Source organism: Microbacterium sp. R1 (genome assembly GCF_015159725.1).
Lineage (GTDB): Bacteria > Actinomycetota > Actinomycetes > Actinomycetales > Microbacteriaceae > Microbacterium > Microbacterium oxydans.
Map to the genome: position 1 here is coordinate 140,021 of NZ_JADDUD010000001.1, position 26,626 is coordinate 166,646.

32 protein-coding genes are annotated in these 26,626 nt (G+C 68.8%); 24 read left to right on the plus strand and 8 right to left on the minus strand.

All coding sequences use genetic code 11. The annotated features are described in order from the left end of the window. The first annotated feature begins 1 nt into the window (after position 1). From ILP86_RS00580 to ILP86_RS00605, 6 genes are all read left to right on the plus strand, one after another. Positions 2 to 760: a DNA-3-methyladenine glycosylase gene (locus ILP86_RS00580; RefSeq protein WP_193761141.1), complete on the plus strand. Its 759-nt coding sequence runs from the start codon at positions 2 to 4 to the stop codon at positions 758 to 760. Between the two features lie 190 nt (positions 761 to 950). Next, positions 951 to 1,187, plus strand: a complete 237-nt coding sequence (rpmB, locus tag ILP86_RS00585; RefSeq protein ID WP_017203559.1) for a 50S ribosomal protein L28 — start codon at positions 951 to 953, stop codon at positions 1,185 to 1,187. Then, positions 1,187 to 1,357: a 50S ribosomal protein L33 gene (rpmG, locus tag ILP86_RS00590; RefSeq protein ID WP_017203558.1), complete on the plus strand. Its 171-nt coding sequence runs from the start codon at positions 1,187 to 1,189 to the stop codon at positions 1,355 to 1,357. Before rpmB ends, rpmG begins: the two co-directional genes overlap by 1 nt. Before the next feature lie 3 nt (positions 1,358 to 1,360). Beyond that, positions 1,361 to 1,666, plus strand: coding sequence for a 30S ribosomal protein S14 (gene rpsN, locus ILP86_RS00595; RefSeq protein ID WP_017203557.1), 306 nt, complete (start codon positions 1,361 to 1,363; stop codon positions 1,664 to 1,666). Positions 1,667 to 1,977: 311 nt separating this feature from the next. Next, the gene (locus ILP86_RS00600; RefSeq protein ID WP_017203554.1) at positions 1,978 to 2,265 is read left to right on the plus strand and encodes an HU family DNA-binding protein; all 288 of its coding nucleotides are present in this window, start codon (positions 1,978 to 1,980) and stop codon (positions 2,263 to 2,265) included. Between the two features lie 88 nt (positions 2,266 to 2,353). Beyond that, positions 2,354 to 4,354, plus strand: a complete 2,001-nt coding sequence (locus tag ILP86_RS00605) for a cytochrome c oxidase assembly protein (RefSeq protein ID WP_308431868.1) — start codon at positions 2,354 to 2,356, stop codon at positions 4,352 to 4,354. Between the two features lie 18 nt (positions 4,355 to 4,372). Here the strand turns inward: ILP86_RS00605 and ILP86_RS00610 are convergent, their stop codons facing one another. Beyond that, positions 4,373 to 5,443: a hypothetical protein gene (locus ILP86_RS00610; RefSeq protein ID WP_046748633.1), complete on the minus strand. Its 1,071-nt coding sequence runs from the start codon at positions 5,441 to 5,443 to the stop codon at positions 4,373 to 4,375. A gap of 113 nt (positions 5,444 to 5,556) precedes the next feature. On the opposite strand from ILP86_RS00610, the gene ILP86_RS00615 reads away from it, so the two are divergent. Beyond that, positions 5,557 to 6,951, plus strand: a complete 1,395-nt coding sequence (locus ILP86_RS00615) for an ATP-dependent RecD-like DNA helicase (RefSeq protein ID WP_046748634.1) — start codon at positions 5,557 to 5,559, stop codon at positions 6,949 to 6,951. 7 nt (positions 6,952 to 6,958) lie between these two features. Here ILP86_RS00615 and ILP86_RS00620 read toward each other — a convergent pair whose 3' ends face one another. Then, complete coding sequence (locus ILP86_RS00620) at positions 6,959 to 7,606, minus strand: heme oxygenase (biliverdin-producing) (RefSeq protein WP_046748635.1); 648 nt, start codon at positions 7,604 to 7,606, stop codon at positions 6,959 to 6,961. Positions 7,607 to 7,702: 96 nt separating this feature from the next. Then, on the minus strand, positions 7,703 to 8,017 hold the full coding sequence (locus ILP86_RS00625) for a DUF2470 domain-containing protein (protein WP_113680122.1): 315 nt from the start codon (positions 8,015 to 8,017) through the stop codon (positions 7,703 to 7,705). Positions 8,018 to 8,113: 96 nt separating this feature from the next. Here ILP86_RS00625 and ILP86_RS00630 point away from each other — a divergent pair, with 96 nt between their 5' ends. From ILP86_RS00630 to ILP86_RS00640, 3 genes are all read left to right on the plus strand, one after another. Further along, entirely contained in the window at positions 8,114 to 9,406 is a 1,293-nt protein-coding gene (locus ILP86_RS00630; RefSeq protein WP_193761142.1) for a serine hydrolase, read from the plus strand. 35 nt (positions 9,407 to 9,441) lie between these two features. Further along, positions 9,442 to 10,458: a magnesium/cobalt transporter CorA gene (gene corA, locus ILP86_RS00635; RefSeq protein ID WP_113680123.1), complete on the plus strand. Its 1,017-nt coding sequence runs from the start codon at positions 9,442 to 9,444 to the stop codon at positions 10,456 to 10,458. Positions 10,459 to 10,551: 93 nt separating this feature from the next. After that, positions 10,552 to 11,145 carry an isochorismatase family protein gene (locus ILP86_RS00640; RefSeq protein ID WP_061015135.1) on the plus strand — a complete coding sequence of 198 codons (594 nt, stop codon included), beginning with the start codon at positions 10,552 to 10,554 and terminating at the stop codon, positions 11,143 to 11,145. A gap of 16 nt (positions 11,146 to 11,161) precedes the next feature. Here the strand turns inward: ILP86_RS00640 and ILP86_RS00645 are convergent, their stop codons facing one another. Both ILP86_RS00645 and ILP86_RS00650 read right to left on the minus strand, forming a co-directional pair. Next, entirely contained in the window at positions 11,162 to 11,377 is a 216-nt protein-coding gene (locus ILP86_RS00645) for a hypothetical protein (RefSeq protein ID WP_061015134.1), read from the minus strand. Beyond that, a complete protein-coding gene (locus tag ILP86_RS00650) occupies positions 11,364 to 12,749 on the minus strand; it encodes an APC family permease (protein WP_193761143.1) in 1,386 nt (461 codons plus the stop codon). Before ILP86_RS00650 ends, ILP86_RS00645 begins: the two co-directional genes overlap by 14 nt. A 240-nt stretch (positions 12,750 to 12,989) precedes the next feature. On the opposite strand from ILP86_RS00650, the gene ILP86_RS00655 reads away from it, so the two are divergent. Beyond that, positions 12,990 to 13,640 carry an MIP/aquaporin family protein gene (locus tag ILP86_RS00655; RefSeq protein ID WP_046748641.1) on the plus strand — a complete coding sequence of 217 codons (651 nt, stop codon included), beginning with the start codon at positions 12,990 to 12,992 and terminating at the stop codon, positions 13,638 to 13,640. Between the two features lie 75 nt (positions 13,641 to 13,715). Here ILP86_RS00655 and ILP86_RS00660 read toward each other — a convergent pair whose 3' ends face one another. Continuing rightward, the gene (locus tag ILP86_RS00660) at positions 13,716 to 14,726 is read right to left on the minus strand and encodes an NADP-dependent oxidoreductase (protein ID WP_193761144.1); all 1,011 of its coding nucleotides are present in this window, start codon (positions 14,724 to 14,726) and stop codon (positions 13,716 to 13,718) included. Positions 14,727 to 14,764: 38 nt separating this feature from the next. Beyond that, positions 14,765 to 15,961, minus strand: coding sequence for an MFS transporter (locus ILP86_RS00665; protein ID WP_061015131.1), 1,197 nt, complete (start codon positions 15,959 to 15,961; stop codon positions 14,765 to 14,767). 115 nt (positions 15,962 to 16,076) lie between these two features. On the opposite strand from ILP86_RS00665, the gene ILP86_RS00670 reads away from it, so the two are divergent. The 9 genes from ILP86_RS00670 (at position 16,077) to ILP86_RS00710 (ending at position 20,727) form a co-directional block, all read left to right on the plus strand. Then, positions 16,077 to 16,538, plus strand: coding sequence for a MarR family winged helix-turn-helix transcriptional regulator (locus ILP86_RS00670; RefSeq protein WP_046748644.1), 462 nt, complete (start codon positions 16,077 to 16,079; stop codon positions 16,536 to 16,538). Positions 16,539 to 16,548: 10 nt separating this feature from the next. Beyond that, a complete protein-coding gene (locus tag ILP86_RS00675) occupies positions 16,549 to 17,364 on the plus strand; it encodes a sugar nucleotide-binding protein (protein WP_058632998.1) in 816 nt (271 codons plus the stop codon). A 44-nt stretch (positions 17,365 to 17,408) separates the two neighbouring features. Continuing rightward, positions 17,409 to 18,044 carry a DUF1684 domain-containing protein gene (locus ILP86_RS00680; RefSeq protein ID WP_193761145.1) on the plus strand — a complete coding sequence of 212 codons (636 nt, stop codon included), beginning with the start codon at positions 17,409 to 17,411 and terminating at the stop codon, positions 18,042 to 18,044. Between the two features lie 153 nt (positions 18,045 to 18,197). After that, positions 18,198 to 18,716, plus strand: a complete 519-nt coding sequence (locus ILP86_RS00685) for an Asp23/Gls24 family envelope stress response protein (protein WP_046748647.1) — start codon at positions 18,198 to 18,200, stop codon at positions 18,714 to 18,716. Further along, a complete protein-coding gene (locus ILP86_RS00690; protein WP_046748648.1) occupies positions 18,713 to 18,901 on the plus strand; it encodes a DUF2273 domain-containing protein in 189 nt (62 codons plus the stop codon). Before ILP86_RS00685 ends, ILP86_RS00690 begins: the two co-directional genes overlap by 4 nt. Next, positions 18,901 to 19,293: a hypothetical protein gene (locus ILP86_RS00695; RefSeq protein WP_058632999.1), complete on the plus strand. Its 393-nt coding sequence runs from the start codon at positions 18,901 to 18,903 to the stop codon at positions 19,291 to 19,293. Before ILP86_RS00690 ends, ILP86_RS00695 begins: the two co-directional genes overlap by 1 nt. Next, positions 19,290 to 19,874 (plus strand): DUF6286 domain-containing protein, encoded by a 585-nt coding sequence (locus tag ILP86_RS00700; RefSeq protein WP_058633000.1) that lies wholly within the window; start codon positions 19,290 to 19,292, stop codon positions 19,872 to 19,874. The genes ILP86_RS00695 and ILP86_RS00700 overlap by 4 nt, the downstream gene beginning before the upstream one ends. Then, positions 19,871 to 20,485 (plus strand): hypothetical protein, encoded by a 615-nt coding sequence (locus ILP86_RS00705; protein ID WP_046748651.1) that lies wholly within the window; start codon positions 19,871 to 19,873, stop codon positions 20,483 to 20,485. Before ILP86_RS00700 ends, ILP86_RS00705 begins: the two co-directional genes overlap by 4 nt. A 38-nt stretch (positions 20,486 to 20,523) precedes the next feature. Continuing rightward, positions 20,524 to 20,727: a hypothetical protein gene (locus ILP86_RS00710; protein WP_141368244.1), complete on the plus strand. Its 204-nt coding sequence runs from the start codon at positions 20,524 to 20,526 to the stop codon at positions 20,725 to 20,727. Positions 20,728 to 20,770: 43 nt separating this feature from the next. Here the strand turns inward: ILP86_RS00710 and ILP86_RS00715 are convergent, their stop codons facing one another. Further along, positions 20,771 to 21,775, minus strand: a complete 1,005-nt coding sequence (locus tag ILP86_RS00715) for a LacI family DNA-binding transcriptional regulator (RefSeq protein WP_193761146.1) — start codon at positions 21,773 to 21,775, stop codon at positions 20,771 to 20,773. Between the two features lie 162 nt (positions 21,776 to 21,937). Between ILP86_RS00715 and ILP86_RS00720 the strand changes: the two genes are divergently transcribed. From ILP86_RS00720 to rhaS, 4 genes are read left to right on the plus strand one after another with little or no spacing between them, the layout of a single operon-like run. Then, positions 21,938 to 23,464, plus strand: a complete 1,527-nt coding sequence (locus tag ILP86_RS00720; RefSeq protein ID WP_046748654.1) for a sugar ABC transporter ATP-binding protein — start codon at positions 21,938 to 21,940, stop codon at positions 23,462 to 23,464. Between the two features lie 23 nt (positions 23,465 to 23,487). Beyond that, positions 23,488 to 24,480: an ABC transporter permease gene (locus ILP86_RS00725; protein ID WP_113680124.1), complete on the plus strand. Its 993-nt coding sequence runs from the start codon at positions 23,488 to 23,490 to the stop codon at positions 24,478 to 24,480. Continuing rightward, positions 24,477 to 25,529, plus strand: coding sequence for an ABC transporter permease (locus tag ILP86_RS00730; protein WP_193761147.1), 1,053 nt, complete (start codon positions 24,477 to 24,479; stop codon positions 25,527 to 25,529). Before ILP86_RS00725 ends, ILP86_RS00730 begins: the two co-directional genes overlap by 4 nt. 46 nt (positions 25,530 to 25,575) lie before the next feature. After that, complete coding sequence (gene rhaS / locus ILP86_RS00735) at positions 25,576 to 26,607, plus strand: rhamnose ABC transporter substrate-binding protein (protein WP_046748657.1); 1,032 nt, start codon at positions 25,576 to 25,578, stop codon at positions 26,605 to 26,607. Positions 26,608 to 26,626: the final 19 nt, after the last annotated feature.

The window sequence follows — 26,626 nt, forward strand, 5'->3', positions numbered from 1 at the left end:
GATGACCGGCGGCCCCGACCCCGTGCGCGGTGCAGGGCCGCAGGAGGCTCTGCGCCGCGCCGTCCGCACCGACCTGAGCGGCTCCGCCGTCGACGTCGCTCCGCGCCTGCTGGGTGGAGAGCTGCGCACGTTCATCTCCACAGCGACGGAGGCGGACCCGGTCGAGGTGCGGCTGCGCATCACCGAGGTCGAGGCCTATCACGGGCAGGGCACGGGGGAGATCCCCGACCCCGGCTCGCACGCCCGCATGGGACGGACGGCGCGCAATTCGACCATGTGGGGTGAGCCGGGGCGTCTCTACGTGTACCTGAGCCACGGCATCCACTCCTGCGTCAACGTCGTGTGCGGACCGGAGGGACAGGGCGACGGCGTGCTGCTCCGCGCCGGTGAGGTCGTGGCAGGGGTGGAGGCTGCAGCCCTGCGTCGTGGCGTCGCCCTTCCGCTCGGACGCATCGCGCTGCGGGACCTCGCCCGCGGGCCGGGCCGCCTCGGGCAGGCTGTGGGCCTGCGACATCCGCTGCACGACGGGATCGACGCCGTCACGGCAGGCCAGCAGCACGGGGCGCGGGCGGAACTCTGGCTGGGGCCGCAGCGCGACGACGTGGTGAGCGGCCCTCGGGTCGGAGTGGCAGGCGTCGCGGGGACCGCGGCATTCCCGTGGCGCTTCTGGATCGAAGCGGATCCCACGGTTTCCCCGTTCCGATGGGGACGCGGTGCGGCCGAGGCGTCGAGTCGCGCGAACGGCTCGATGTCGGCCTGAGATGGTGCCGTGTGCGCGATGCGAACCGCGGCGCCGGCCGTGCTAAACTGACTCTTTGTCTGCGCACACTCCTGTGCGCAGTTCGCATGCTTCCCCTTCTGCGGCCGAGAGATCGGCGGGTCGTGGTCGTGTGCAGACAAGGGATCTTGGGTGGGGCCGTCCGGCCTCACGGTATAGAAGGAGTCACATCATGGCAGCAGTGTGCCAGGTGACCGGAGCTGTTCCCGGCTTCGGACACAATGTCTCGCACTCGCACCGCCGGACGAAGCGCCGCTTCGACCCGAACGTGCAGAAGAAGACGTATTTCGTTCCCTCGCTCGGTCGTAAGATCACGCTCAACGTGTCCGCCAAGGGCATCAAGGTGATCGACGTCCGCGGCATCGAGAACGTGGTCAAGGACCTCCAGGCGAAGGGTGTGAAGCTCTAATGGCCAAGAAGGCTCAGGACGTCCGTCCGATCATCAAGCTGCGTTCGACGGCAGGTACGGGTTACACGTACGTGACGAAGAAGAACCGCCGCAACACCCCCGACCGCCTCGTGCTCAAGAAGTACGACCCGGTCATCCGTCAGCACGTCGAATTCCGAGAGGAGCGTTGATCAATGGCTAAGAAGAGCAAGATCGCTCGCAACGAGCAGCGCAAGGTCATCGTCGAGCGTTACGCCGAGCGTCGCGCCGAGCTGAAGAAGACCCTGATCGACCCGAACGCCACCGACGAGGCCCGCGAGGCCGCACGCGTCGGCCTGCAGAAGCTGCCGCGCAACGCGTCGCCGGCTCGCGTGCGTTCGCGCGACGTCATCGACGGCCGCCCCCGCGGTGTCCTCACGAAGTTCGGCATCTCGCGTGTCCGCTTCCGTGACATGGCACACCGTGGCGAGCTGCCCGGTGTCACCAAGTCGAGCTGGTAAGTCTCAGCAGACAGTCGAAAGGGGCGAGGATCTTCGGATCCTCGCCCCTTTCGCGTCCCTGCACCGCGAGCCGGGTCAGGTGATCACGCCGGATCAGGCCGTTTCCTGGACCTGCTCTCCCGCCCGCCGAGGCCCCCGAACATGTGACTGGAGTGACAAAAGTGACGCGACACGCCCAGTAATTGCCCAAAACCCGCGAAATGACGCGGAAATGAGGGTGGTCGTTGGTACATTCAAGGCGGTCGACAGACCAGGAGCATCCGCTCCGACACCCCACAACGATGCGACGGTCTTCGTCGCTGGAGGATGACATGGCTGACAAGTCCATCACCAAGACCGAGCTCGTCGCGAGCATCGCTTCCGCCACCGGCCAGAGCCAGGCCACCGTCTCCGGTGTCCTCGACTCGCTGTTCGCCACGGTCTCCGACGCTGTTGCCAAGGGCAGCAAGGTCTCCATCCCGGGCTGGATCTCCTTCGAGCAGGTCGACACCGCTGCTCGCACGGGCCGCAACCCGCAGACCGGTGCCGAGATCAAGATCCCGGCCGGCAAGCGCGTCAAGGTGACCGCTGGTTCCAAGCTCAAGGCTGCCGTCAAGTAATTCGACCGCACCTCTTCGAAGGCCGCTCCCGTTCCGACGGGAGCGGCCTTCGTGCTTTCTCATCGCCGGGCGCGCCTAGGCTGGAGGGGTGAGTTCCCGCAGCGAGTCGACGAGTCGGATTTCGGCGTATCGCGTCTCCGGCGTCGCCATCCTCCTCGTCGCCGCCCTCGTGGCCCTGGTGCTGGCGCTCCTCGTGGGCGGCGGGGCCAAGCCGCCCCTGCTGCAGAACCCCGGTCCGTTCGTGCTCTGGGGCACGCCCGTGGCCAAGCTCGTCATGAACGTCTCCGGTGCCGTCATGCTCGGCTCGCTCGTGCTCGCGCTCTTCGGTCTGCGCGCGGGGGAGCGGTCGTTCGATGCGGCTCTGAACATCGCCTCGGTCGGTGCCGCCGTGTTCACGGTGTCCGCGGGCCTCGCCGGGTTCCTGGCCTTCATGGCCGCCTTCAACCCGAAGCTCAGCATCGAGCGCGAGTTCGGCTCTCAGCTCGGCCGCTTCCTGCTGGAGCTGCCACTGGGTCAGTCCTGGCTCATCACCACCATCTTCGGTGCCATCATCACGGTGCTGGCGTTCGCCTGGCGCTCGTGGACGCCCACGCTCATCACAGCGCTGCTCGCCGCGGCGTCCTTCCTCCCCCTCGCGACGCAGGGGCACGCCGGAGACCTCGCCGGGCACAACATGGCGGTGAACTCGATCCTGCTCCACACGATCGGCGCCGCGGTCTGGCTCGGTGGCCTCCTGCTGCTCGTGCTGCTGCGGGGGCGGACCGACGTCGACTCCGTGCGCCTCGTCGGCCGCTACTCCTCCCTGGCGATCGCCGCGTTCGCCGTGGTGGCGTTCTCGGGGGTCACGCGGTCGGTCGTCGCGGTCGGGAGCTGGGAGGCCCTGTGGGCGACTCCGTACGGCTGGATCGTGCTCGCCAAGATCGCCCTCCTCGGGGGCATGGGACTGCTGGGCGCCTGGTACCGGGCCCGCCTCATCCCCAAGCTGACGGGTCAGCGCGCTGCGGGCTGGTTCTGGCTCCTGGTGCTGTGCGAGGTCGCGCTGATGGGCCTCGCCTCGGGTGCGGCAGCCGCTCTCGCACGCACGCCTCCGCCCACCGGTGAGGTCGCTGCCTTCGCCCAGACCCCCGCACAGATCCTCACCGGCTCGACGCTGCCTCCGGAGTTGACGCTGGAGCGCTGGTTCACCGCCTGGGACTTCGACGTGCTCTGGCTCGTCGCTGCCGGCTTCGGCCTGTTCCTGTACCTCGCCGGCGTGCGACGCCTGCGGCTGCGCGGCGACCGGTGGCCGATCCATCGCACCGTGTTCTGGGTGCTCGGCATGCTGTTGCTGGTCTGGGTGACCAGCGGCCCGCTCAACGCGTACCAGGAGTACCTGTTCAGCATCCACATGATGGGCCACATGATGCTGTCGATGGCCATCCCGCTGCTGATGGTCTCCGGCGCCCCCATCACGCTCGCCCTCCGCGCGATCCACAAGCGCGACGACGGCACGCGCGGTGGTCGCGAATGGATCATGTGGGCCGTGCACTCTCCGTTCGCGCGCGTCGTGACCCACCCGTTCGTCGCTGCCGCGATCTTCATCCTGTCGCTGTGGGCCTTCTACTTCACCGATCTGGTGCGGTGGTCGATGTACGAGCATCTCGGCCACGAGTGGATGGTGATCCACTTCCTGATCTCGGGCTATCTGTTCGTGATGAGCCTGATCGGCGTCGACCCCGTCCCGTACCGTCTGCCGTACCCTGGCCGTCTGATCACCCTGATCGCTGTGATGGCGATGCACGCCTTCTTCGGCATCGCCATCATGATGCAGGAAGGCCTCATGGTCGCCGACTGGTTCGGCTCGATGGGGCGCGACTGGGGTGTCGACCCGATGATGGACCAGTACGTGGGGGGCGGCATCGCATGGTCGATCGGCGAGATCCCCACCCTGATCCTCGCGATCACCGTCGCGATCCAGTGGAGCCGAAGCGACACGAAGCTGCAGAAGCGCCGCGACCGGCATGCCGACCGCACCGGGGACGCGGAGCTCGAGGAGTACAACGCCAAGCTGGCGGCCCTCGCCGAGCGCGACAGCCGCGAGGGGCGCTGACGCCGAAGCGGGGTCCGGTCAGTCGACCGGGGCTTCGCTGGGGGAGCCGACCCTGATCGATGCCGTGCCGTCCGGCAGGATCGTGATCGTCCCGTTGAGCTGGAACGGCACGTCTTCGGACAGCGGCTGGACCTTGCCGTCGAACAGCGACCTGATGTCGACGTCGACGTGGGCGACCGCGTCCGTCGACGGAATCTGCCACTGTCCGCCGTCGGGTGCGACCGTGACACGGGGCTGGGTGGCGATCGACCACTTCGGAGCGGACGCGAGACGATTCGTGACCCGCAGGCCGAACGGGCAGGCGGTCGGCTGGAGGACCTCCTGCGTCGTGCACTCGGCGAGGAAGGACTCGACGCGCTCCTGGACCACGTCGATGAACGCCTCCGTCGGCTCGGTCTGCACATCGAGCGGCGTGATGGCCAGCGGTGTGTCCGCGAGAACCCCGTGGCCCGAGGCGGTCGAGATCGGGGTGTCGACCGTCACCGCATACAGTCCCGGTGTGAAGACGAGCAGGGGCAGCGGGTCGAGCGAGGCGGCGTCGACCCCGTCGACCGAGATCTGGCGCCTGTCGACCTCGAACCCGTTCACGGCGAACCGGTCTGCGCCACGCAGCGTCAGATCCACCACGGCCAGCGGGCTGGTGGTGAAGCGCCAGTTCGGGGTGACGCCCGCCCATCCGTCCTGCTCGATCAGGAAGGTGCTGGTTCCCGGATGGCCGCTCGCCCGGTAGTCGACGGTGACGGCCGTACCGCCTTCCGCCGGCTCCTCGGAGGTGACCTTCACATCGGTCAGGGGGGCGAGCGCGGCGTGACGGAGCATGGCCTCGGACGCGGCGGGATCGATGCCGGCGGCGTCGAGGGTCTCGCGATCGACCGCGACACCCGGCACGCGCAGCGCGTCGGCGGCGCGGCCGGAGGAGAGCAGGTCGAGGTAGCGCACCACGAATGCCGACGGTCCGTAGAACTGCTGGTAGAGCGTGGCTCCGCCTGCCCCGAGAGCGGCGACGAGCACGAGGCCGACGACGGCGAGCATCGCCAGGTCGACCCCCAGGCGCGCGCGCCGGGGCGCGCTCGCACGTGCCCGGTCCATGGCGTCAGTCTAGGAGGGCGTCCTGGGGGGACGCCGAGCGTCGGCGGCCGTGCGCGGATGCCGGGACGTAGCATGGACGAGCGCCCTGTCCGTCCGCTGCCCCTGTGAGAACCGTGTCCCTTCCCGCCCTGTCCGAGGAGCAGCAAGAGCTGTTCCGGCTCATCGAGGACACCGGTGAACACGTCTTCATCACCGGACGAGCCGGGACGGGCAAATCGACCCTCCTTCAGCACTTCGCCTGGAACACGAAGAAGCAGATCGCGATCTGCGCGCCGACCGGCGTCGCGGCGCTCAACGTCGAAGGGCAGACGATCCATTCGCTGTTCCGACTTCCGATCGGCCTGATCGGAGATGCGGACATCGATCAGAACGATGCGACCCGCCGCATCCTGAACGCGATCGAGACGCTCGTGATCGACGAGATCTCCATGGTCAATGCAGACCTGATGGACGCCATCGACCGCTCGCTGCGGCAGGCACGGGGCCGCAGGGGTGAGCCGTTCGGCGGCGTGCAGGTGGTCATGTTCGGCGACCCGTATCAGCTCGCTCCCGTGCCGCCGCGCGGCGACGAGGCCCGCTACGTGCAGGACCACTACCGCTCGTTCTGGTTCTTCGACGCGAAGGTGTGGGCGGGAGGTGGCGGTGGGACCGGCGAGTCGGATCAGGACGGCCTGTTCGCTGTCGACACGCGGGCGGAGCTGCACGTGCGCGAGCTCGTGCAGATCCATCGCCAGTCCGACGACGGGTTCAAGGCCATGCTGAATGCCGTCCGCTACGGGCGCGTCACCGCCGAGATCGCCGGGGTGCTCAACACCCAGGGCGCGCGGACGCCGCCCGATCCCGAGCCGGGTGAAGTGCCGATGATCACGCTCGCCACGCGCAACGACATCGTGAACAGCATCAACAGTCGACACCTCGCTGCACTGCCGGGTAAGGAGCAGACCGCGCGCGCAGAGGTGAGCGGAGACTTCGGGAGGGGCGAGGCCGCGCTCCCCGCCGAGTCGGAGCTGAAGCTCAAGGTCGGCGCGCAGGTCATGTTCCTGCGCAACGACACCGCGATGTCTGGCGAGCCGCCGCGCTGGGTCAACGGCACGATCGGGACGGTGGTGCGCATCCTCGGAAGTGCCGTGCGGGTCGACATCGACGGCGAGGAGGTCGACGTCGAGCCCGCCGTATGGGAACGGTTCCGCTACGCGTACGACCAGAACACCAAGAAGCTCACCCGCGACGTGGTGGCCGAGTTCACGCAGTTCCCGCTGCGGCTGGCGTGGGCGGTCACGATCCACAAGTCGCAGGGCAAGACCTACGAGCGCGCGATCATCGACCTCGGCTCCGGAGCGTTCGCACCGGGACAGACGTACGTGGCTCTCAGCCGACTGACCTCGCTCGAGGGGCTCTACCTGTCGCGTCCGCTGCGCCCCCGCGACATCCGCGTGGACGAGGACGTGCGTCGGTTCATGCGCGACGCCTGGCTGGCCGCATCGACGCCGGAGCTGCCGAAGAGCTGAGCGCGGGTCAGGCGGCGGCGCGTGCGCGGTCGAGGTCTTCGAACAGCTCGGTGTTGAAGCGGTAGGCGAGCAGCACCTCGTCGATCACGCGCTCGCGCTCGGCATCGTCCCACGGCGCGGCGTCGAGCTGCTCGCGGTACACGTCCTTGAACGCGGCGGGGTCGGCGATGTCGTCGAACAGGTAGAAGCCGATGCCGTTGGTCTCGAAGCCGAAGCGGCGAGCCATCACGCGTCCGATGAAGATCCCGCCGGACAGGTCGCCGAGGTAGCGGGTGTAGTGGTGCGCGACGAAGCCGCCGGCCCAGGTGGCGCCGACCTGCCGGATGCGGTCGACGTAGCGCTGCGTCGTCGGCAGGGCGACGATCCGCTCGCGCCAGTCGGCTCCGAGCAGGAACTCGAGGTCGGCTTCGAGCGCCGGGAGCCGGGTGAGCTTGTCGGTGATGAAGACGGAGGCCACGGGATCCTGGCGCATGCGGTCACCCGCGGATTCGAGCGCCTCGTAGATGAAGTAGTGCTGAGCGACGAGCGAGATGTAGTCCTCGCGAGACCCTTCGCCCTTCAGGAGGTCGGACATGAAGCCGGCGGTCTCGCTGCGGGAGTGCGATCCGGACGAACGCTCGCGCAGGGCGGCGGAGAAGGAGAGGATCTCGGGCATGAGGCAAGTGTAAGGCTTGCCTTACCTCAGGGGAAGTCCGAGTCGGCAGGCGTGCGCAGTCGTCAGGCGTGCGCAGTCGTCAGGCGTGCGCAGTCGTCAGGCGTGCGGTCGGGGCTCGACGCCCAGGCGCGCGCACGCGGCGTCGTAGAGTGCCACGACCTCCCGGCGCACGGACGGGCGGTCGGCGATCGGACCGCCGGGCCACGGCACGCGCAGCTCGGTCACGATGCCGTCGCGGGTGATGTCCCATGTCCCCGCCTCGCCGTCGAATCCGGTCATGACGGAGTCCGTGATGTGCGCGTCCGAGGTGTCGGCGAAGGCTCGTGCGATGAGCAGGTTGTCGTCGGTGTGGTCGCCGTTCATGTGGCGGAGGACGGCGGTGATCACGTCTGCATCGAAGGTGTGGGGCACGCTCCCCACCCTATGTCGACCTCCGACCCCGTCGCGGGGCCGACTTTCAGCATCGGCGCTCTAGACTCGGGAGACACGTCTTCGGGGGTTCTATCCATGCAGCTTCTCTCGTCGCGCCGGTGGCGCGCCGCAACGGCGACGGCGGCCGTGCTCGCTCTCGTCCTCACCGGATGCTCTTCCGAGGAGTCCTTCTCCTACACGCCTCCCGCTCAGGTGGACGGTTCGCTCCCTGACGGCACCGTCGCCGCGATGCAGGCGGCCGTCGAGAACGCGATCACCGCGTCCGGCGCGTCGGGCGCCATCGTCGGCGTCTGGGCGCCCTGGAGCGGAAGCTGGGTGGCGGGCATCGGCACTCAGGATCGCGAGGGTGGAGCCGAGCTGTCGACGGACATGTCCTTCCGCATCGCGGACGTGACCCGTCTGATGACCTGCGACGTCCTCTACGCCCTCGCCGACCGGAAGGTGGTCGAGCTGGACGCGAACGTCGCCGACTACGTCTCCGGTGTCGCTGACATGCGCGAGGAGGGTGTCACCCTCCTCGACCTCTGCAACGGGACCAGCGGTGCCGGGTCCTCCGAGGAGACCGTGAAGTCGGCCTGGCTGAACACCCCCGACCGGGTGTGGTCCCCGCTGGAGCTTGCGGGCTTCGGCCTGGCACGCGACCGGGTCGCACCGCACACGACGTTCCGCGACTCCGACGCCGGCTACCTGCTGCTCGGCCTTGCTCTCGAACGCGCCTCGGGCATGACGGCCTCCGAACTGATCGCGGAGTACGTCACAGAGCCGCTCGGACTCTCGGACACCTCGCTGCCGGGACCGACCCCAGGGAAGCCGGGAAGCGGGGAGTCCCTGAACGGACACTTCCTGAACGCCGTCGAGGGCGGATACGACTGCGCGGCACCCGTCGACATCAGCACGCTGTCATCGAGCACGGGCTTCACCGATTCGGGCGTCGTGTCGACCATCACCGATCTCGGCCGGTATGCGCAGGCCGAAGCCCAGCAGGCGCTGCGCACGAAGGACAAGCCTGACCGCTTCGGCGACCCGTTGCCGGCCAGAGACGGCGCACCGTCTTGGTACCAGGCCACCGGTGGCGCCTACCTGGTCGGCTCGATGATCGGCCAGCACGGGTGGACCCCGGGTTACGCCACCGCGGCATACTCCGACCCGGCGACCGGATTCACCGTGGCCGTCGTGCTCAACGACTCCACGGGTGGAGCGCTGTTCGCCCAGCAGCTCTCGTGGGAGCTCGCCGCCATCGCGTCGAAGGCCCCGGCAGCGGCCGGTCAGACGGCACCGGAGTTCGGGCTGCCGTTCACGGCGGAGCAGTACCACCAGGGCACGGCCGAGGCCGCGCTCCCGTGCGTGGCCCCGCCCGCCGCCGAGTGAGCCGCTCCGACTGACAGTCGCGCGAAGGGGTGACGATGGCGATCATCGACAATGCGATCTACGTGGATGGCGTCCGCACCGAGAACCCGGTGACGCTCAGCGAGACCTTCGAGCGCATGCGCGAGCGCGGCGGCATGGGCTGGATCGGCCTCTACCGGCCGAGCGAGGAGGAGATCCGCGCGGTCGCCGACGAGTTCGGCATCCATGCGCTCGTCGTGGAGGATGCCCTCTCCGGTCATCAGCGCGCCAAGCTCGAGCGCTACGGTGACGTGCTGTTCATGGTGCTGCGGCCCGCCCGATACCTCGATGACGTCGAAGAGGTCGAGTTCGGCGAGGTGCACGTCCTCGTCGGGCCGGACTTCGTCGTGACGATCCGGCACGCGGAAGCCCCCGATCTCGGTCGTGTCCGACGGCGCCTCGAAGCCGACACCGCGCTCCTCTCCCACGGTCCGGAGGCCGTGCTCTACGCCATCCTCGACGAGGTCGTCGACGAGTACACGCCAGTGCTCGCCGGCCTCGAGAACGACATCGACGAGATCGAGAGCCAGCTGTTCGAGGAAGACACCGACGCCACGCAGCGCATCTACGACCTGGGCAGGGAGGTCATCGACTTCCAGCGTGCAACGCAGCCGCTCTCGGGAATGCTCGAGGCGCTCCTGCGCGGGTCCGACAAGTACGAGGTGGGCGAGGAGCTGCGTCGCTACCTTCGCGACGTGCTGGATCACACTCTGCGCGTGAGCGACCGCGCGACCACGTTCCGCACCGTGCTCGACAACGCGCTCACGGTGGAGTCGACCATCGTCGCGCGTCGCCAGAACGAGGAGATGCGGCGGATGACGGAGCTCAGCATCCGTCAGAACGACGAGGTCAAGAAGATCTCGGGGTGGGCGGCCATCCTGTTCGCCCCGACGCTCGTCGGCACGATCTACGGCATGAACTTCGACCACATGCCCGAACTGCACTGGCTGCTCGGCTACCCCATGGCGATCGCGATGATGGTCGCGCTGGGCTTCGGCCTCTACGCCGCGTTCAAGCGCAAGGGCTGGCTCTAGGCGCCGTCGCGGTGGCCGGAGCTGTCCGGAATCGTATGCTCGGCGACGGTTCCTCTCCTTGCCGACGAACCAGGCACCGGCGACGATGAGCGGATGAACGCTCACTCCGACACCGCCCTGCTCGTCGTCGATGCGCAGGAGTCGTTCCGTCAGCGCGCCGATGACTGGGCGACCACCGCGAACCCCGCCGTGCTCGAGAACATCGCACTCCTCGTCGCGCATGCCCGTCGCGTGGGGGACGAGGTCGTCTGGATCACCCACTCCGAGCCCGGGTCCGGCGGCGTGTTCGACCCGGTCAACGGGTTCGTGCGCGTGATCGACGCTCTCGAGCCTCTCGCCTCGGAGCCGGCGCTGACGAAGACCACCATCAACGCCTTCGCGTCGACCGACCTCGAGGAGAGGCTGCGCCGCGACGGCATCCGCCGGCTGGTGGTGTGCGGCATCCGCACCGAGCAGTGCTGCGAGACGACGACTCGGGTGGCGGCCGACCTCGGCTTCGAGGTCGAGTTCATCACGGACGCCACCACGACGTCGTCGATCCCGGCGGCGGGTGCTCTGGCGGCGGTGTCGGGGGAGGACATCATGCGACGCACCGAGAGCATCCTCGCCGCCCGCGGCTTCGCCACGATCGGCAGCACCCGGGAGCGGGTGGGCGCATCCGTGGATGAGGCGCCCGCCGCGCCGTGACCCTGAGCAGGGGGACTCAGTCCTCGGGGTCGGCCTCTGGCATGCCGGGCCCCGGGCCCGGACGCACCGGCGCCTCGGGGGCGATGTCGATGCGGGTGTTGCCGTCGTGCTCGGTGACCTCGACGCGGGGGGCGGCGTCGGCCTCGGTGGCGTCGGGGGCTGATGTCAGCTGATCGTGTCGCTTCTCCGCGCTCGTCATCTCGTCGTCCGACGTGTGTTCAGGCGTGTTCATGGTTCTCCTTCTGGTCGCCGGCGGGCTCTCCGCCGGAGGGGGCGTTCTTCTTCTCCGCATGTCTTCTGCTCCAGCGCGCCAGCGCGTAGAGCACGCCGCCGACCGCGAGCAGGATCGCCCCGAAGAGCCACACCGCAGGTCGCTGCTGGGTGAGCAGCAGGATGCAGGAGGCGATCCCGAGCACGGGCACGAAGGTCCAGACACGGAAGTGGTCGTGCTCGACGCGGTCGCGACGCAGCACCAGCACGGAGACGTTGACGCTCAGGAAGACGACGAGGAGCAGCAGCACCACGGTCTCGGCGAGGGTGGCCAGATCGCCGACGAGTGTCAGGCCCATCGCCACGAGGGTGGTGGTGAGGATCGCGACCCATGGGGTCTTGCGCTTCGGGAGCACGCGTCCGAGAGCGGAGGGAAGCAGCCCCTGCTCCGCCATGCCGTAGGTGAGACGGCTGACCATGATCATCGTGAGCAGGGCGCCGTTGGCCACGGCGACGAGCGCGATCAGGCTGAACAGCCACGACGGGATGCCTGCTCCCGTCGCCTCGACCACGGCCAGCAGCGGGCCGCTCGACTCCTGCAGCTCGGCTGGCGGCAGGGCGATCGAGCTCGCGAGACCCACCAGGATGTAGACGGCGCCGGCGGTGATGAGGGCTCCGAACAGGGCGCGGGGATACGTGCGACGCGGGTTCTTCACCTCTTCGATCATGTTGGCGGAGGTCTCGAAACCCACGAAGGAGTAGTAGGCGATGACCGCTCCGGACAGCACGGCGATGGCGACGCCGGTCCCCTCAGGGCCCTCGACGGTGCGGGAGGCATCGCCGCCACCGCCGAAGAAGAAGACCGCCACCACGGCGATCACGATCACCAGGCCGCTGAGCTCGATCGCGGTCATCACGAGGTTGGCGCCCATGGATTCGCGGATTCCGCGGGCGTTGAGGAGGGCGACGAGTGCGAGGAAGGCGATCGCGACAGGGATGGTGGGCAGGTCGAGGAAGGTGCCAAGGTAGTCGCCGGCGAACGCGATGGCGAGTCCGGCCGCGCTGGTCACGCCCGCCGCGAGCATGCTGAACCCCACCAGGTACGAGACGAGGGGGCTGTGGAACGCGCGCTCGGCGAACACGGCAGCGCCCCCAGCGCGAGGGTACTTGGTCACGAGCTCGGCATACGATCCGGCCGTGAGCATGGCGAGCAGCAATGCCAGGAGCAGCGGGGCCCACAGCATCCCCCCGACCTTCTCGGAGAGCACACCCATCAGCGCGTAGATGCCCGCACCCAGCACATCGCCGAGGATGAACGCGAACAGGAGGGGGCCGGTGATCGCTCTCCGCAGGCGGGTCGGGGATTCGGCCTGCGGCGCGGTCTCGGTGGTCATGCGAGCAGGCTAAACGGGCGCTCAACGGTCCGACCACGGGGTTGACATGGCCGGACCGGACGACGAGGCAGGCGGCCGTCTTCCGTGCCTCCGCCCCGGAGCACTCAGCGGATTCACAGAAAGTCCGCGCGGCTCCCGGAATCGCGGCCGGCGCGGCGATATCCTCGGTGCCGCACGAGGGGCGGACCGGCCCGATGCGCGGGCTTCCTCTCTCGAACTCCCAAGACAAGGGGCTCTCTCATGACCGGTACCGCACGCAAGGCGCTCGCAGAAGCGATCGCCACCTTCCTCTTCGTCCTCGCGATCATCGCGGCAGTGAACAGCGACAGCCCGCTGACTCCGCTCGCGATCGGTTTCACCCTGATGGTGCTCGTGTTCTCGACGGGCCACATCTCCGGTGCTCACCTCAACCCGGCCGTCTCGGTCGGTGTCTTCCTGCGCGGCGGCCTCAGCGTCGTCGACTTCATCAGCTACCTCATCGCCCAGTTCGTCGGTGGTGCGGTCGCTGCACTCGTCAGCATGTCCGTGTGGCCGGCGGGCGAGAAGGCCATGGTCATCGAGGTCGGCCCGGCGTTCCTGGTCGAGGCGCTCTTCACGCTGATCCTGGTGTGGGTCGTGCTCAACACGGCCACGTCGAAGGACACCGCCGGCAACTCGTTCTATGGGCTCGCGATCGGTGCGACCGTGTTCGTCGGTGCGGCGACCGTCGGATCGATCTCCGGTGGTGGCTTCAACCCCGCCGTCGCACTCGGCCTCTCGGTGAGCGGCCACTTCGCGTGGAGCTCGCTGTGGCTCTACATCGTCGCCCCGGTCGTCGGTGCCGTGATCGCGGCGATCCTGTTCCGCGTGCTCAACACGGACGACGCCAAGAAGATCGCCGCCGCGGAGTAACACCGCTGCATGCACGAAGCGCCGCATCCTCTCCGGGGGTGCGGCGCTTCTGCGTGGGGCGGCGAGCATCCGTCGTCAGAGTCCGCCGGGCGGGGGATGCTCGTGGGGGCGACGGCTCGTAGCAGTGGTGAGCACGATCTTCCCGGACGCGCGTCCGGCGATGGACCTCGTGTATGCCGCTCTGACCTCCTCGAGCGGGTGCACGGAGTCGATCGGCATCTCGACGCGACCGTCGGCGATCAGCTGCGCGATGATCCCGAGCTCTTCGGTGCCGGCAGCCGACCCTCCGACGCCCCGGACCGGATGCCGCGCGCGGGCGTCGTAGTCGGCGATCGTGTTGATGCGGTCGGCGGGAACGCCGAGTGCGAGAGCCAGCTCGACCGAGCCGTGGCCGACCGTGTCGAGGACGGCGCTGATGCCCTCCGGCGCGGCGGCGCGGAGCAGATCCGCGAGAGCAGGCCCGTAGGGGAAAGGCTCGATGCCGAGGCGGCGCAGCAGGGGGTGATTCCTCGGGCTGGCCGTTCCGAGCACGCGGGCCCCGCGCAGCACGCAGAGCTGGGCGGTGAGGATGCCGACACCACCGGCTGCACCGCTGACGAGGACGACATCACCCGCGGTGATCCCCAGTGACCGCACACTGGCGACGGCTGTGCGGCCGGTGACGTTGAGGGCGCCTGCTTCGACGAGACCGAGACCTGCGGGAACCTCGACCAGCACGGCGGGGTCGATCACGAGGTGGTCCGCCTGCGCGTGGTAGCGGAGCCCACCGAACACCGCATCGCCGATCCGCCAACCGCGCGCGTCGTGAGCCCGGGCTTCGCCCGCCCCATCGCCGAGCGCCTGGATCGTGCCGGAGAAGTCGTAGCCGTTGCCTGAAGGGAGGCTGCGCTCGTAGGGATCGTGCATCGGCCGTCCGCTGAACAGCTTCCAGTCCACCGGGTTCACTCCGGCGGCCGCTATGCGGACGAGCACTTCGCCGCGGGCCGGGCGCGGTACCGCTCGACGTTCGAGTTCGAGCACCTCGGGGCCGCCGAAACGGCGGAACACGACGCGTCGTGATGTCGTGTCCGCCGGTTCGGATGCCATGAGGCCAGCCTAGGAGCCGGTGAGGGTCCGGGCGCGGCTCAGTCGACGGGCACGGGTGTGGTCGCGGTGGGGGTCGCCTCGCGGGTCGCGGTGCTCCGCGCACGCGCGGCGGCGGCGACCATCACGATCAGGGCGATGGCGGTGAGGATCGCGCCCAGCCAGATCGGGGAGGTGTAGCCGAGTCCTGCGGAGATGCCGAGTCCGCCCGCCCAGGCGCCGAGTGCGTTGCCGACGTTGAACGCGCCGATGTTGGCCCCGGAGGCGAGGGTCGGAGCGCCTCCGGCGTACTTCATGACACGGCTCTGCAGCCCGGGAACGGTGCCGAATCCGAAGCCGCCCATCAGGAACAGGGCGATGATCGTCGCGATGCCGGACTGCGCTGACATCGCGAACACGGCGAGGACGACGACGAGTGCGGCGATGAAGATCAGGAGAGTACGGTCGATCGCGCGGTCGGCGAGACGCCCGCCCAGCCAGTTGCCGAGCACGAGGCCGGCGCCGAAGAGCACCAGCAGCCACGGCACGGCGGACGACGCGAATCCGCTCACCTCGGTCAGCGTGTAGGCGATGTAGGTGAAGGCGCCGAACATCCCGCCGAACGCGAGGATCGTGATGACGAGCGAGAACCAGACCTGTCCCGAACGGAACGCCGCCAGCTCCCCGCGGAGGCTCACCTGTTCGGTGGGGCGGGGGAGGCGCGGCACGAGCAGGGCGATACCGATGAACGCCAGCACGCCGATGCCCGATATCGCCCAGAAGGTCGAGCGCCATCCCAGCTCCTGGCCGAGGAAGGTGCCGAACGGCACTCCGAAGACGTTCGCGGCAGTGAGGCCGGTGAACATGATCGCGATCGCGCCGGCCTTCTTCTCGGGGGCGACCAGGCCGGCGGCGACCACGGAGCCGATGCCGAAGAACGCGCCGTGACAGAGGGCGGCGACGATGCGGCCGACCATCGCTGTGCCGTAGTCGTCCGCGAGCGCGGTGAGCACGTTGCCGATGATGAAGAGCACGATCAGACCGAGCAGCACGGGCTTGCGGGGCAACCGCGTGGCCGCTGCGGTGAGCACGAGTGCACCGACGACGACGGCGAGTGCGTAACCGGAGATGAGCCAGCCGGCAGCCGACTCGGTGACCCCGAAGTCTCGGGCGACGTCGGGGAGCAGGCCCATGATCACGAATTCGGTGAGCCCGATGCCGAACGCCCCGATGGCGAGGGCGATCAGTCCTAGAGGCATGACGACTCTCCTGATAGATTGGAGGGAATGTTTGCAGGCGCGGCATATTGCGCGTCGAAGGACAATGATTGCACACGCAAGTATATGGCGCAAGCAACTATCTCGGAGGGTGGCCATGGGAATCGGTGACGACGCCGTCGAGGTGCGCGCACAGGGGTGGCGCACGCTCGCCGCGCTGCACGGGCTGATCGAGACTGCTCTCGAGCGGCGCCTGGGTGAGACGGTCGAGCTCTCCGTGGTCGAGTACACCGTGCTCGATGCCCTCGATCGCCAGGACGGGTGGCACATGCGCATGCAGCAGCTCGCCCGTGCGGCAGCCCTGAGCCCCAGCGCCACCACGCGGCTGGTGAACCGGTTGGAGGATCGAGGCCTCCTCACGCGCATCCTCTGCGCCGACGACCGTCGCGGCATCTACACCGAACTCACTCCCGCCGGCCGCGAGCTGTACGAACGCGCGCACCCCATCCACGATGCGGCGCTCGAGCAGGTGCTGGAGGAAGCAGCGGCGCAGCCCGAGCTCGCTCCCGTAGTCGATGCGCTGCACGGCGTCGCACTCCCTGTGCTGACCGCCGGCTGAGCGGAGCTCCGTGAGCGCTCTCGATCCGGCACCCCGCCGCACCCTCCTCGTCGGCTACGGCAAGCTCGCCGCCCGCCTCGCGCCGCTGCTTCTCGCCCGCGGCGAGGAGGTGATCGCGCTCCGACGCACCGAGGGAGCACTTCCCGACGGGGTCCGGGGCATCGCCGCCGACCTGGCGCACCCGTTGCCGACTTCTCTCGAGCGGGTCGACGCGGTGCTCGTCACGCTGCCGCCCGGCGATACCGAGACCTCTTACCGCACTGCTCTGGGGCACCTCGCGTGCGCCCTCCCGGATCCTCCCGCCCGGACGGTCTTCGTCTCCTCGACGGGGGTGTTCGAGGGGGCGGATCCTGATCATCCTCTGACGGAGGAGGACGAGCCGACGCCGACGACACCGCGATCGCGCGGACTCGTCGACGGCGAGAGGGCCGCGGTGGAGCTCTTCGACGCCGTGGTCGTGCGCCCAGCTGGCATCTACGGGCCGGGGCGGGATTTCCTGGTGCGGAAGGTGCGCGAGGGCGCGGCCGTCGATCATTCCCGCCGCACGAACCGCATCCACGAGAGCGACCTCGTGCGCACCCTCGACCTGCTGCTGCGGATGGACGACCCGCCTCGCGTGCTGCATGCCGTCGACCAGGGCCCCGCTCCACTCGGAGACGTCGTGCGGTTCCTCGCCGCACGGCTGAATGCGCAGGTGCCGCCGGATTCGGGGCCGGCCGGACCGCGCGGCGTCGTGTACGACGGGACTCTGCTGCTCTCCCTCCTCGGTGGCCTGGAACACCCGACGTACGAGTCGGGCTACGCGCGGATGGTCGACACCGCGTGACGGGGGCCGCACCGGATCTCCGCGACGGCGTCTAGCCTGAGGGCATGACCAGCGCACCTGCACGCACCGCCCTCGAGGTCGTCGACTGGCGACGGCGGGTGTTCGCCCTGTACGACGCCGTGCGCGGCGCCGACTCCGCGGAGGAAGCGCACGAGCTCTGGTGGATCGAGCGCGACGATCTGATGCTCCACCACCCGGCGACGCCGCTGCTGCCCGAAGACCGAGCGCTGTTCGAGGGGCTGCCGATCGCCTCGTACGACGCGCAGTGGCGCTTCGAGCTGCCGATCCTCCCCGCCGACCCCGGGGGGTTCGACTTCGCGACCGGCACCGACGGCATCGTGCCCTTCGAGCGGATCGGGCGCGTGGAGGTGCCGGATGCGGGGTCGCTCGATGTCTGGCGACTGACCACTTACGGCGGCGGGCTCTTCGTGCCCGTGCGCGATGCGCTCGCCGGGGGCGTCGGCGGGACCTACGGCGGCGGACGCTATCTCGTCGACACGATCAAGGGCGCCGATCTCGGATCCGATGCGGCGCGTGGCACGATCGTGCTCGACTTCAACTTCGCCTACAACCCCTCGTGCGCCTATGACCCGGCTTGGGCGTGCCCGCTCGCGCAACCGGGCAATGTGCTCTCCGTTCCGGTCCCCGTCGGCGAGATGTACGGCGGCGCGGGCGTCTGAGTGCCCCGTCGGCGGGCGCTCCCGGGCGCTGCGGAAACGACTTTGTGACGAATCCGCCGGCACATCCGTCCTATCTCCGAGCGAGCGTTTCGCTCCCGGCGGGAGTTCCACACGGGACCCACGGCCGGTCTTCAGATCGAGATGGGACACCTCATGGCAAATCAGGACCAGACCACCCCCGCTCCGGCCGAGAAGGAGCTCGCACAGGCCGCTCCGAAGGCCGCCGGCGCTTCCGCGTCGCGCGTCGACCGGTCGAGCGGATTCTCCTCTTCGCGCGTCCCCGCCGACGAGAACGCCGCGGGCAAGACCACCATCGCCGACGGTGTCGTGGCCAAGGTCGCCGGCATCGCCGCGCGTGAGGTCGCCGGCGTCTACGCACTCGGTGGCGGAGGCGCACGCGCCTTCGGCGCCATCCGCGACGTGATCAACGCGACCGACCTCGCGCAGGGCGTGAAGGTCGAGGTCGGCGACACGCAGGCAGCGGCCGACCTGACCATCGTCGTCGAGTACCCGGCGCCCATCCAGGACGTCGCCAACAACGTCCGTGCCGCTGTCGCCGGTGCGATCAGCCGTCTGGTCGGTCTCGAGGTCGTCGAGGTCAACGTCGAGGTCAACGACGTGCACGTGCCCGGTGACGACAGCGACGACAACGAGGAGTCGCGCGTCTCATGAGCGCCACAACGGTCGGCGCCCTGATCGGCGCACTGCTGGCCCTCGCCGCCCTGCTGTTCGGGTTCTGGGGATTCCTCCTCATGGCTCTCTTCGCGGGCATCGGGGCGCTCGTCGGCCGGATCGCCTCCGGCAAGCTCGACGTCCGCGGACTCGCCGACGTCTTCACGGGGCGGCGTACCTCCTGATGGGTGCCGACCAGCACATCGCCGGCGGCGCGCTCTCCGGAGCCGCCGCCGGCGGGGCCGCCGTCCGCGGTCGCGTCGAGGTGAAGGACCGCGTCTACCGCACCGTCACCGAGAAGGCGTCCGCGACGTTGATCGGGGTGCCTCGCAGCGACGTGAAGGTCGATGTCGCGGAGCACCCGCGCGGGGTCACCGTGCGCATCGCCACGCCCCTTCCCGTCCCGAGCCTGGACGACACGGCAGCGATCGCTCGGGCCGTGCCCGTCCTGGAGCGGGCACGCGAACTGCAGGAACAGCTGCAGCAGAATCTGAGCACGATCCTCGGGCGCAACGTCATCCGCATCAACCTCACCGTCACCGGTGCCGTCATCCCGGAAAGGAGACGAGTGCAATGAGCACCCCGGTCCTGCGCCGCGTCATCCGACGCGAGACGCACTCGCCGCGAACCGTCGCGATGTTCGTCGCGGTCGTCCTGCTCATCCTCGCCCTCGCGTACATCGGACTCGAGATCGTGCTGAGCCTCGCCGCGCAGCCCGCCCTCCTGGTCGGTCCTGCCGCAGCGGCGGGCTGGCTGATCGGCTTGCCCACGGCACAGCCCGCCGGTCTCGTGATCGCCGGCAGCGTCGTGCTCGCCCTGATCGGGCTGGTCTTCATCGTGCTCGCCGTCACACCGGGACGCCTGTCGAGGCATGTCCTCGATGCGGGTGGACGCGCGGTCGTCGTCGACAACGGCGTGATCGCCAGCGCCCTGGCCCAGCACCTCGCCGAGGAGACGGGTCTCGCCCGCGACAGCATCACCGTCGGTGTCGGACACCGCACCGTCGACGTGACCGTGCGCCCCGGCATCGGAGTGCCGCTGGACAAGGCCGACGTGCAGGCGGCGGCCGAAGCGGAGCTGCAGACGTACCGGCTGACCGACAAGGTGCGCACCCGTGTGCGCATCGAGCGTCCCACCGAGAAGGAAGACGAGCTGTGAACAACACGAATCGTGCGTTGAACCGCATCCTGCTGCTGATCATCGGGCTGCTGTTCCTCGCCCTCGGTGCGGTGGGCATCGCCATCATGAGCTGGCCCACCCTGTCGGACATCTGGACCGCGGCAGGCAAGGACGCCCGGTCCTGGCTCGACCAGGCCATCGCCGCGACCGCGATCGCCGGTGGCGGCCTGTCGTGGATCGGCATCGGCGCGGTCGCAGCGATCGTGGTCGTGATCGTGCTGCTGATCCTCGCGCTCACGAGCATCGCGGGGCGTCGGTCGAAGACGGTGCTGCGTTCCAGCGGAGCGCAGAACCCGCTGGGTCGGGTGACCGTGAACGAGTCGTTCGTCTCCGACGCCGTGAAGAACTCCCTCACCACCCGCGATGAGGTTCTGTCCGCGCAGGTCACCGCCAATGACATCCGTCGCCGTCCTGTGCTGCACGTGGCTGTGACGCCGCGTCAGAACACCGATCCGCGAGAGCTCGTCGACCACGTCGATCGCCTCCTCGCCAACCTCGCCGTGCTGACGGGGCGCGACACCGACACCTTCGTCTCGGTGCACACGAGCCTGCGGGCTCGCCTCGCCCACGACCAGCGTCGGCTCTCCTGACCCGACGCTCCTCCGCAGCCCCCCAGAAAGCAGGCATCATGCGCAACAAGATCCTCCTCATCGTCGGCGTCGCCTTCGTCGCGTACGTGTTCGGGAGCAGGGCGGCGACGGTGCAGATCAACAAGGGTGAGTCGGTGAGGCATCAGCTGGTGCGGATGTGGAACGACCCGAAGGCCAGGAAGCAGCGCCGGAAGACGGCGGAGAGAGCGGCGAAGAAGGCGAAGAAGGCGCTCAAGCGCTGAAGCCCTCGAGCGCTGAAAGCCCGACGCGGCGACCGGCTCGCTCTCAGGCCGGTCGCGCGGTCGACTCCCGCACGACGAGCTCGGGCTGGAACACCACGCGTTCCCGCCCGGCGTGACCGCCGGCTTCTCGCAGCATCAGATCGACGGCCGTGTATCCGATGAGTTCGGCGGGCTGGCGGATCGACGAGAGCGGGACCACGGCGGCGGCCGCGAAGTCGATGTCGTCGTAGCCGATGAGGGCGATCTCGTCCGGGACCCGGATGCTGCTGCGCATCATGAGTGCTTGCAGTACCCCCATCGCGAGGAGGTCGTTCGCGGCGAAGACGGCATCGGGTCGATCTTCGGGTGCACGTGCGCTGAGGGTCTCGCCGGCGGCACGGCCCGAGAGCACGCTCAGCGAATCGGTCAGGATCACTTCGAGGGAGATGCCGGCCTCGTTCGCGGCTCTGCTGGCTCCCTCCAGGCGGTCGACCACCTGTCGGATGCCCATCGGACCCCCGACGAAGGCGATGCGTCGTCCTCCCTGCGCCGCGAGATGCTGCACGGCGAGGTAGCCACCGCCGACGTCGTCGACCGATACCGAGGAGAAGCTCTCGTCGGCGACTTCCCGGTCGACGAGCACCACGGTGGTGCCGCGATCGCGCAGACGTCGCAATCGCGGGAGGTCGTCGGCGAGCGGAGAGATGAGCAGACCGGCGATGCGCTGCTCCTCGAAGAGGTCGATGTAGGCGCGCTCGCGTTCGACCTTCTCGTCGCTGTTGCCGAGTGTGACCGTCATCCGCGCCTCGGCGGCTCGTTCCTCGGCGCCGCGGGCGATGTCGGTGAAGAACGGGTTGCGCACGTCGAGCACGACCAGGCCTATCGAGCGACTGTGTCCTGCGCGCAGCTGCCTGGCGGCGTCGTTGCGCACGAAGCCGAGCTTCTCGATCGCCGCTGTGACGCGTTCGACGGTGGCGGGAGACACCTTGTCCGGGTGGTTCAGGACGTTCGAGACGGTCCCGACCGAGACGGATGCGGCGAGTGCGACATCTCGAACACTGACGACCACGGCGTGATTCCTTTCCGCGCCATCCGCGAAACCTGTCCCTGAAACGTACCACCGAACAAACCGTGACTTGACAGGAAGCCAGCGAGAGTCATAAATTTCAGATGCTCCGCTCTTTAAAACGATTCAATCCGCAGGGATGATCCTGCAGCTTAGGTCCGATCGATGACGATTCCCTCTGACACCTCCGGTGCTCCGCCGGCGCTCGAACTCCGCGACATCCGCAAGTCGTTCGGCGCGGTGGTCGCCCTCCGTTCCGGGACGCTGTCGGTCGACGGCGGGTCCATCCACGCCCTGGTCGGCGAGAACGGCGCGGGCAAATCCACCCTCGTGAAAATCGTCGCCGGTCTCTACCAGCGCGACGACGGGGTGTTCCGGTTTCATGGAGAGGACGTGGACTTCTCCTCCACCGCGCAGTCCAAGAGCGCGGGCGTCGCGGTGATCTATCAGGAGCCGACGCTGTTCCCCGATCTGTCCGTCACCGAGAACATCTTCATGGGCCGACAGCCGACCGGGCGCTTCGGCCGTATCGACCGCAGGGGGATGCGCCACGAGGTCGAGCGCCTCTTCACCCGGCTCGGGGTCACCATCGATCCCGACCGTCCGGCGGAGGGGCTGTCCATCGCCGATCAGCAGGTCATCGAGATCGCGAAGGCCGTCTCGCTCGACGCGAGTCTGCTCGTCATGGACGAGCCGACGGCCGCGCTCTCCGGCGTCGAGGTCGAGCGGCTCTTCACGATCGCGCGGAGTCTGCGCGACGAGGGTCGTGCGCTCATCTTCATCTCGCACCGCTTCGACGAGGTGTTTTCACTCTGCGACACCGTCACGGTCATGCGGGACGGTGCGTACATCGCCACCAGTGCGATCGCCGACACCTCGGTCGAGGAGATCGTGCACCAGATGGTCGGTCGCGAGGTGACCGAGCTGTTCCCCAAGCAGCAGACGACCGTCGGCGCGCCGCTGCTGGTGGTCGAGAACCTCACCAGTCCCGGCGTCTTCCACGACATCTCCTTCACCGTGTGCGCGGGCGAGATCGTCGGTCTCGCCGGCCTCGTCGGAGCCGGACGCAGCGAAGTGGTGCGTGCCGTCTTCGGCGTCGACCCGTACCGCGAGGGCTCCGTCACGATGCAGGGCGCACGCATCCCCCGCAGCCGACCCACCGAGGCCATGCGTGCGGGCCTCGCCCTCGTGCCAGAGGACCGCCGCAAGCAGGGGCTCGTGATCGAATCGGGCGTCGGCGGCAACATCACCCTCTCCATCCGCCGCCAGCTCGCGAAGCTGGGGTTCCTCACCACCGGCATCGAGAACCGGGCTGCCCGGGAATGGGCGACCAGGCTCGAGGTCAAGACGCACGCCCTCGACACGGTCGCGGCGACACTCTCCGGCGGTAACCAGCAGAAGGTCGTCCTCGCCAAGTGGCTCGCCACGAAGCCGAAGGTGCTCATCATCGACGAACCGACCAGAGGGATCGACGTCGGCACCAAGTCGGAGGTGCACCGACTGCTCTCCGAGCTCGCGGGGCAGGGGATGGGGATCCTCATGATCTCGTCCGAGCTGCCGGAGGTGCTCGGCATGGCCGACCGCGTCCTCGTCATGCGCGAAGGGCGCATCACCGCGGAGATCGCCCGCGCGGAGGCGACTTCCGAGAACGTCATGTACGCCGCCACGCACGCATCGGAGCTCTCCTCGTGACCACCGCCATCCCCGTCTCGTCGATGACGAAGAAGCTCTCCGCGCTCGGTCGGGCGCGCGAATTCGGCATCCTCCTCGCCCTGGCACTCGTGATCGTCGCCGCCACGACGAACAACTCCAACTTCCTGTTCAGCCCCGACGGCTGGCGCGACCTGCTGCTCACGCCCTCGATCCTCGTGCTGGTCGCTGTCGGGCAGGCCATCGTCCTCATCACCCGCAACGTCGACCTCTCGGTCGGCTCGGTCATGGGGCTCACCGCCTACCTCACCGGCCGCCTGTTCATCGACGTGCCCGGCATCCCCATCGTGATCGTGGTCGTGGCCGCCGTCGTCTTCGGTGCCCTCCTCGGACTCGTCAACGGGGCACTGGTCGCCTTCGCCAAGGTGCCGGCCATGGTGATCACGCTCGGTACGCTCTACGCCTACCGCGGCATCAACGTGCTGTGGACCGGCAGCGACCGGGTGAACGCGTCCGACATGCCGAAGGACTTCCTGGCCCTCGGCACCGGGCAGCTCGTGGGCATCCCGATCCTCACGATCGTCGCCCTCATCGTGCTCGCCGCGGCCGCCTGGTACATGAAGAACACGCGCGGGGGTCGGGAGTACTACGCCATCGGATCCGATCCGGCGGCTGCGGAGCTCTACGGCCTGCGCGTCACCCGTCGCGTGCTGACCGCCTTCGTCGTCTCCGGGGCGCTCGCCGGTCTCGCCGGAGTGTTCTACGCGGCCCGCTACGGCACCATCAACTCGCAGGCCGGAGCCGGGTGGGAGCTCGACGCGGTGGGTGCCGCCGTGATCGGCGGCGTCGCCATCACCGGCGGAATCGGCTCCGTGTGGGGCGCGGCGATCGGTGCGGTGCTGCTGCTCACGATCAACCGGGCGCTCCCCATCCTCGGCATCCCCGACTTCTGGCAGCGTGCCGTCGTCGGCCTGCTGATCATCGGCGCGATCGTGCTCGACCGCGTGCTCGCCGTCCGCCAGAAACGACGGCTCATCGAAGCGAGGGACAAGTCATGACCGCCGCGACCACGACCGCGACCACCCGGGTCATCCGCGACTTCGACAAGCCGCTCTGGCGCCGCGTGCTCCTCACCAGGGAGATGGCGATCGTCGCCCTGCTGATCGTCGTCATCATCGTCTCCGCGAGCACCGTACGCGGGTTCGGGCAGCCGATCACGCTGACGTACCTGCTCCTCGACATCGCGCCGATCCTCCTGATCGCCCTGCCCATGACGCTGGTGATGATCACGGGCGAGATCGACCTGTCGGTCGGCAGTATGGTGGGCCTCTCCAGCGTCGTCACGGGGGCTCTCGTGCAGGGCGGGATCCCCTTCGAGGTCGCGGCTCTCGCGGCGCTGCTCGTCGGTCTGGTCGGCGGCGCCTTCAACGGATTCCTCGTGACCGTCGTCGGTCTGCCGTCGCTCGCCGTGACCATCGGAACGCTCGCGCTGTTTCGCGGCCTCGCGGTCGGCCTGCTCGGAACGACGGCGGTCACCGAGTTCCCGGAGTTCTGGACCGATCTCGCCAAGGCGAAGCTCGCCGGCACCACGATCCCCGTCATCATGATCCCGTTCCTGCTCCTCCTGGTCGCGTTCATCCTGCTGCTGCACTACACACCGTTCGGTCGTGGCGTGTTCGCGATCGGCCTCTCGAAGGACGCCGCACGGTTCTCGGGCGTGCACGTGGAGCGCACGAAGTTCATCCTCTTCGTGCTCTCCGGAGTGGTCGCCGCGTTCGCCGGGATCTTCTACACCCTCCGCTACGGCAGCGCGCGGGGCGACAACGCCACCGGCCTCGAACTGCAGGTGATCGCGGCGGTCGTGCTCGGCGGCGTCTCGGTCTTCGGCGGCCGGGGCAAGATCTACGGGGTCGTCGCGGCGGCGCTGCTCATCGGCTCGCTCGCCAGCGCACTGCGTCTGATGAACGTGACCTCCGACGTGATCAACATCATCACCGGCGCCCTCCTGGTCATCTCGGTGGTGGCCGCGAGCTTCCTCGCCTGGCTGCAGAAGGCTCGTCGCAGACCGGGACGATCGACCACCGGCGCCGCACCCACAGCTTCATGACGCCGACGCCGCGGTTGCGGCACACCCTCACGAAAGGAACAGAACAATGATGTTTGCACGTAAACGCGTGACCGCTGTCGCTGCGCTCGCGGTCGCCGCCGCGGTCGCCCTTTCCGGATGCACGAGCACCGGTGGCGACGGTGGCGGAGGCGACGGCGGTGACGGCAACCTCGCCGTCACCTTCCTGCCCAAGAACCTCGGAAACCCCTACTTCGACACCTCCAGCAAGGGCGGCAAGGCCGCCGTCGAGGAGTTCGGCGGCACGTTCGCCGAGGTCGGGCCGGCCGAGGCGACTCCCGACGCCCAGGTCAGCTACATCAACACCGCGACGCAGCAGGGCGTCGGGGCACTCGTCGTCTCGGCGAACGACCCGAAGGCCATCTGCGACGCGTTGAACGAGGCCCGCGACGCGGGAGTGAAGGTCGTCACCTTCGACTCCGACACCAACCCGGAGTGCCGCGACGTCTTCGTCAACCAGGCGGATTCGGAGGGCATCGCGAAGGCGCAGGTCGACCAGATCGCCGAGCAGATCGGCGGTGCGGGAGAGATCGCCGTCCTCTCGGCCTCGGCGAACGCGACCAACCAGAACGCCTGGATCGACCTGATGAAGGACTACCTCGCCAGCGACTACCCCGACATCACCCTGGTCGAGACGGTCTACGGCGATGACGACGACCAGACGTCGTTCGACAAGACCGCGGCCCTGCTGCAGACCCACCCGAACCTGAAGGGCATCATCTCGCCCACGACGGTCGGCATCGCCGCAGCCGCCCGCTACCTGTCCACCTCGGACTACAAGGGCAAGGTCGCGCTGACGGGCCTCGGCACGCCGAACCAGATGCGCGAATACGTCGAGGACGGCACCGTCACGTCGTTCGCCCTGTGGAACCCGGAGGACCTCGGCTACCTGGCGGCCTTCGCGGCGCAGGCGCTGATCGAGGGCGACATCACCGGCGAGAAGGGCGACACCTTCACCGCCGGCGACCTCGGTGAGTACACGGTCGGGGAGGACGGCGTCGTGGTGCTCGGCGATCCGTTCGTGTTCAACGCCGACAACATCGGCGAGTTCGACTTCTGATCACCTTCGGGCGTCCGGC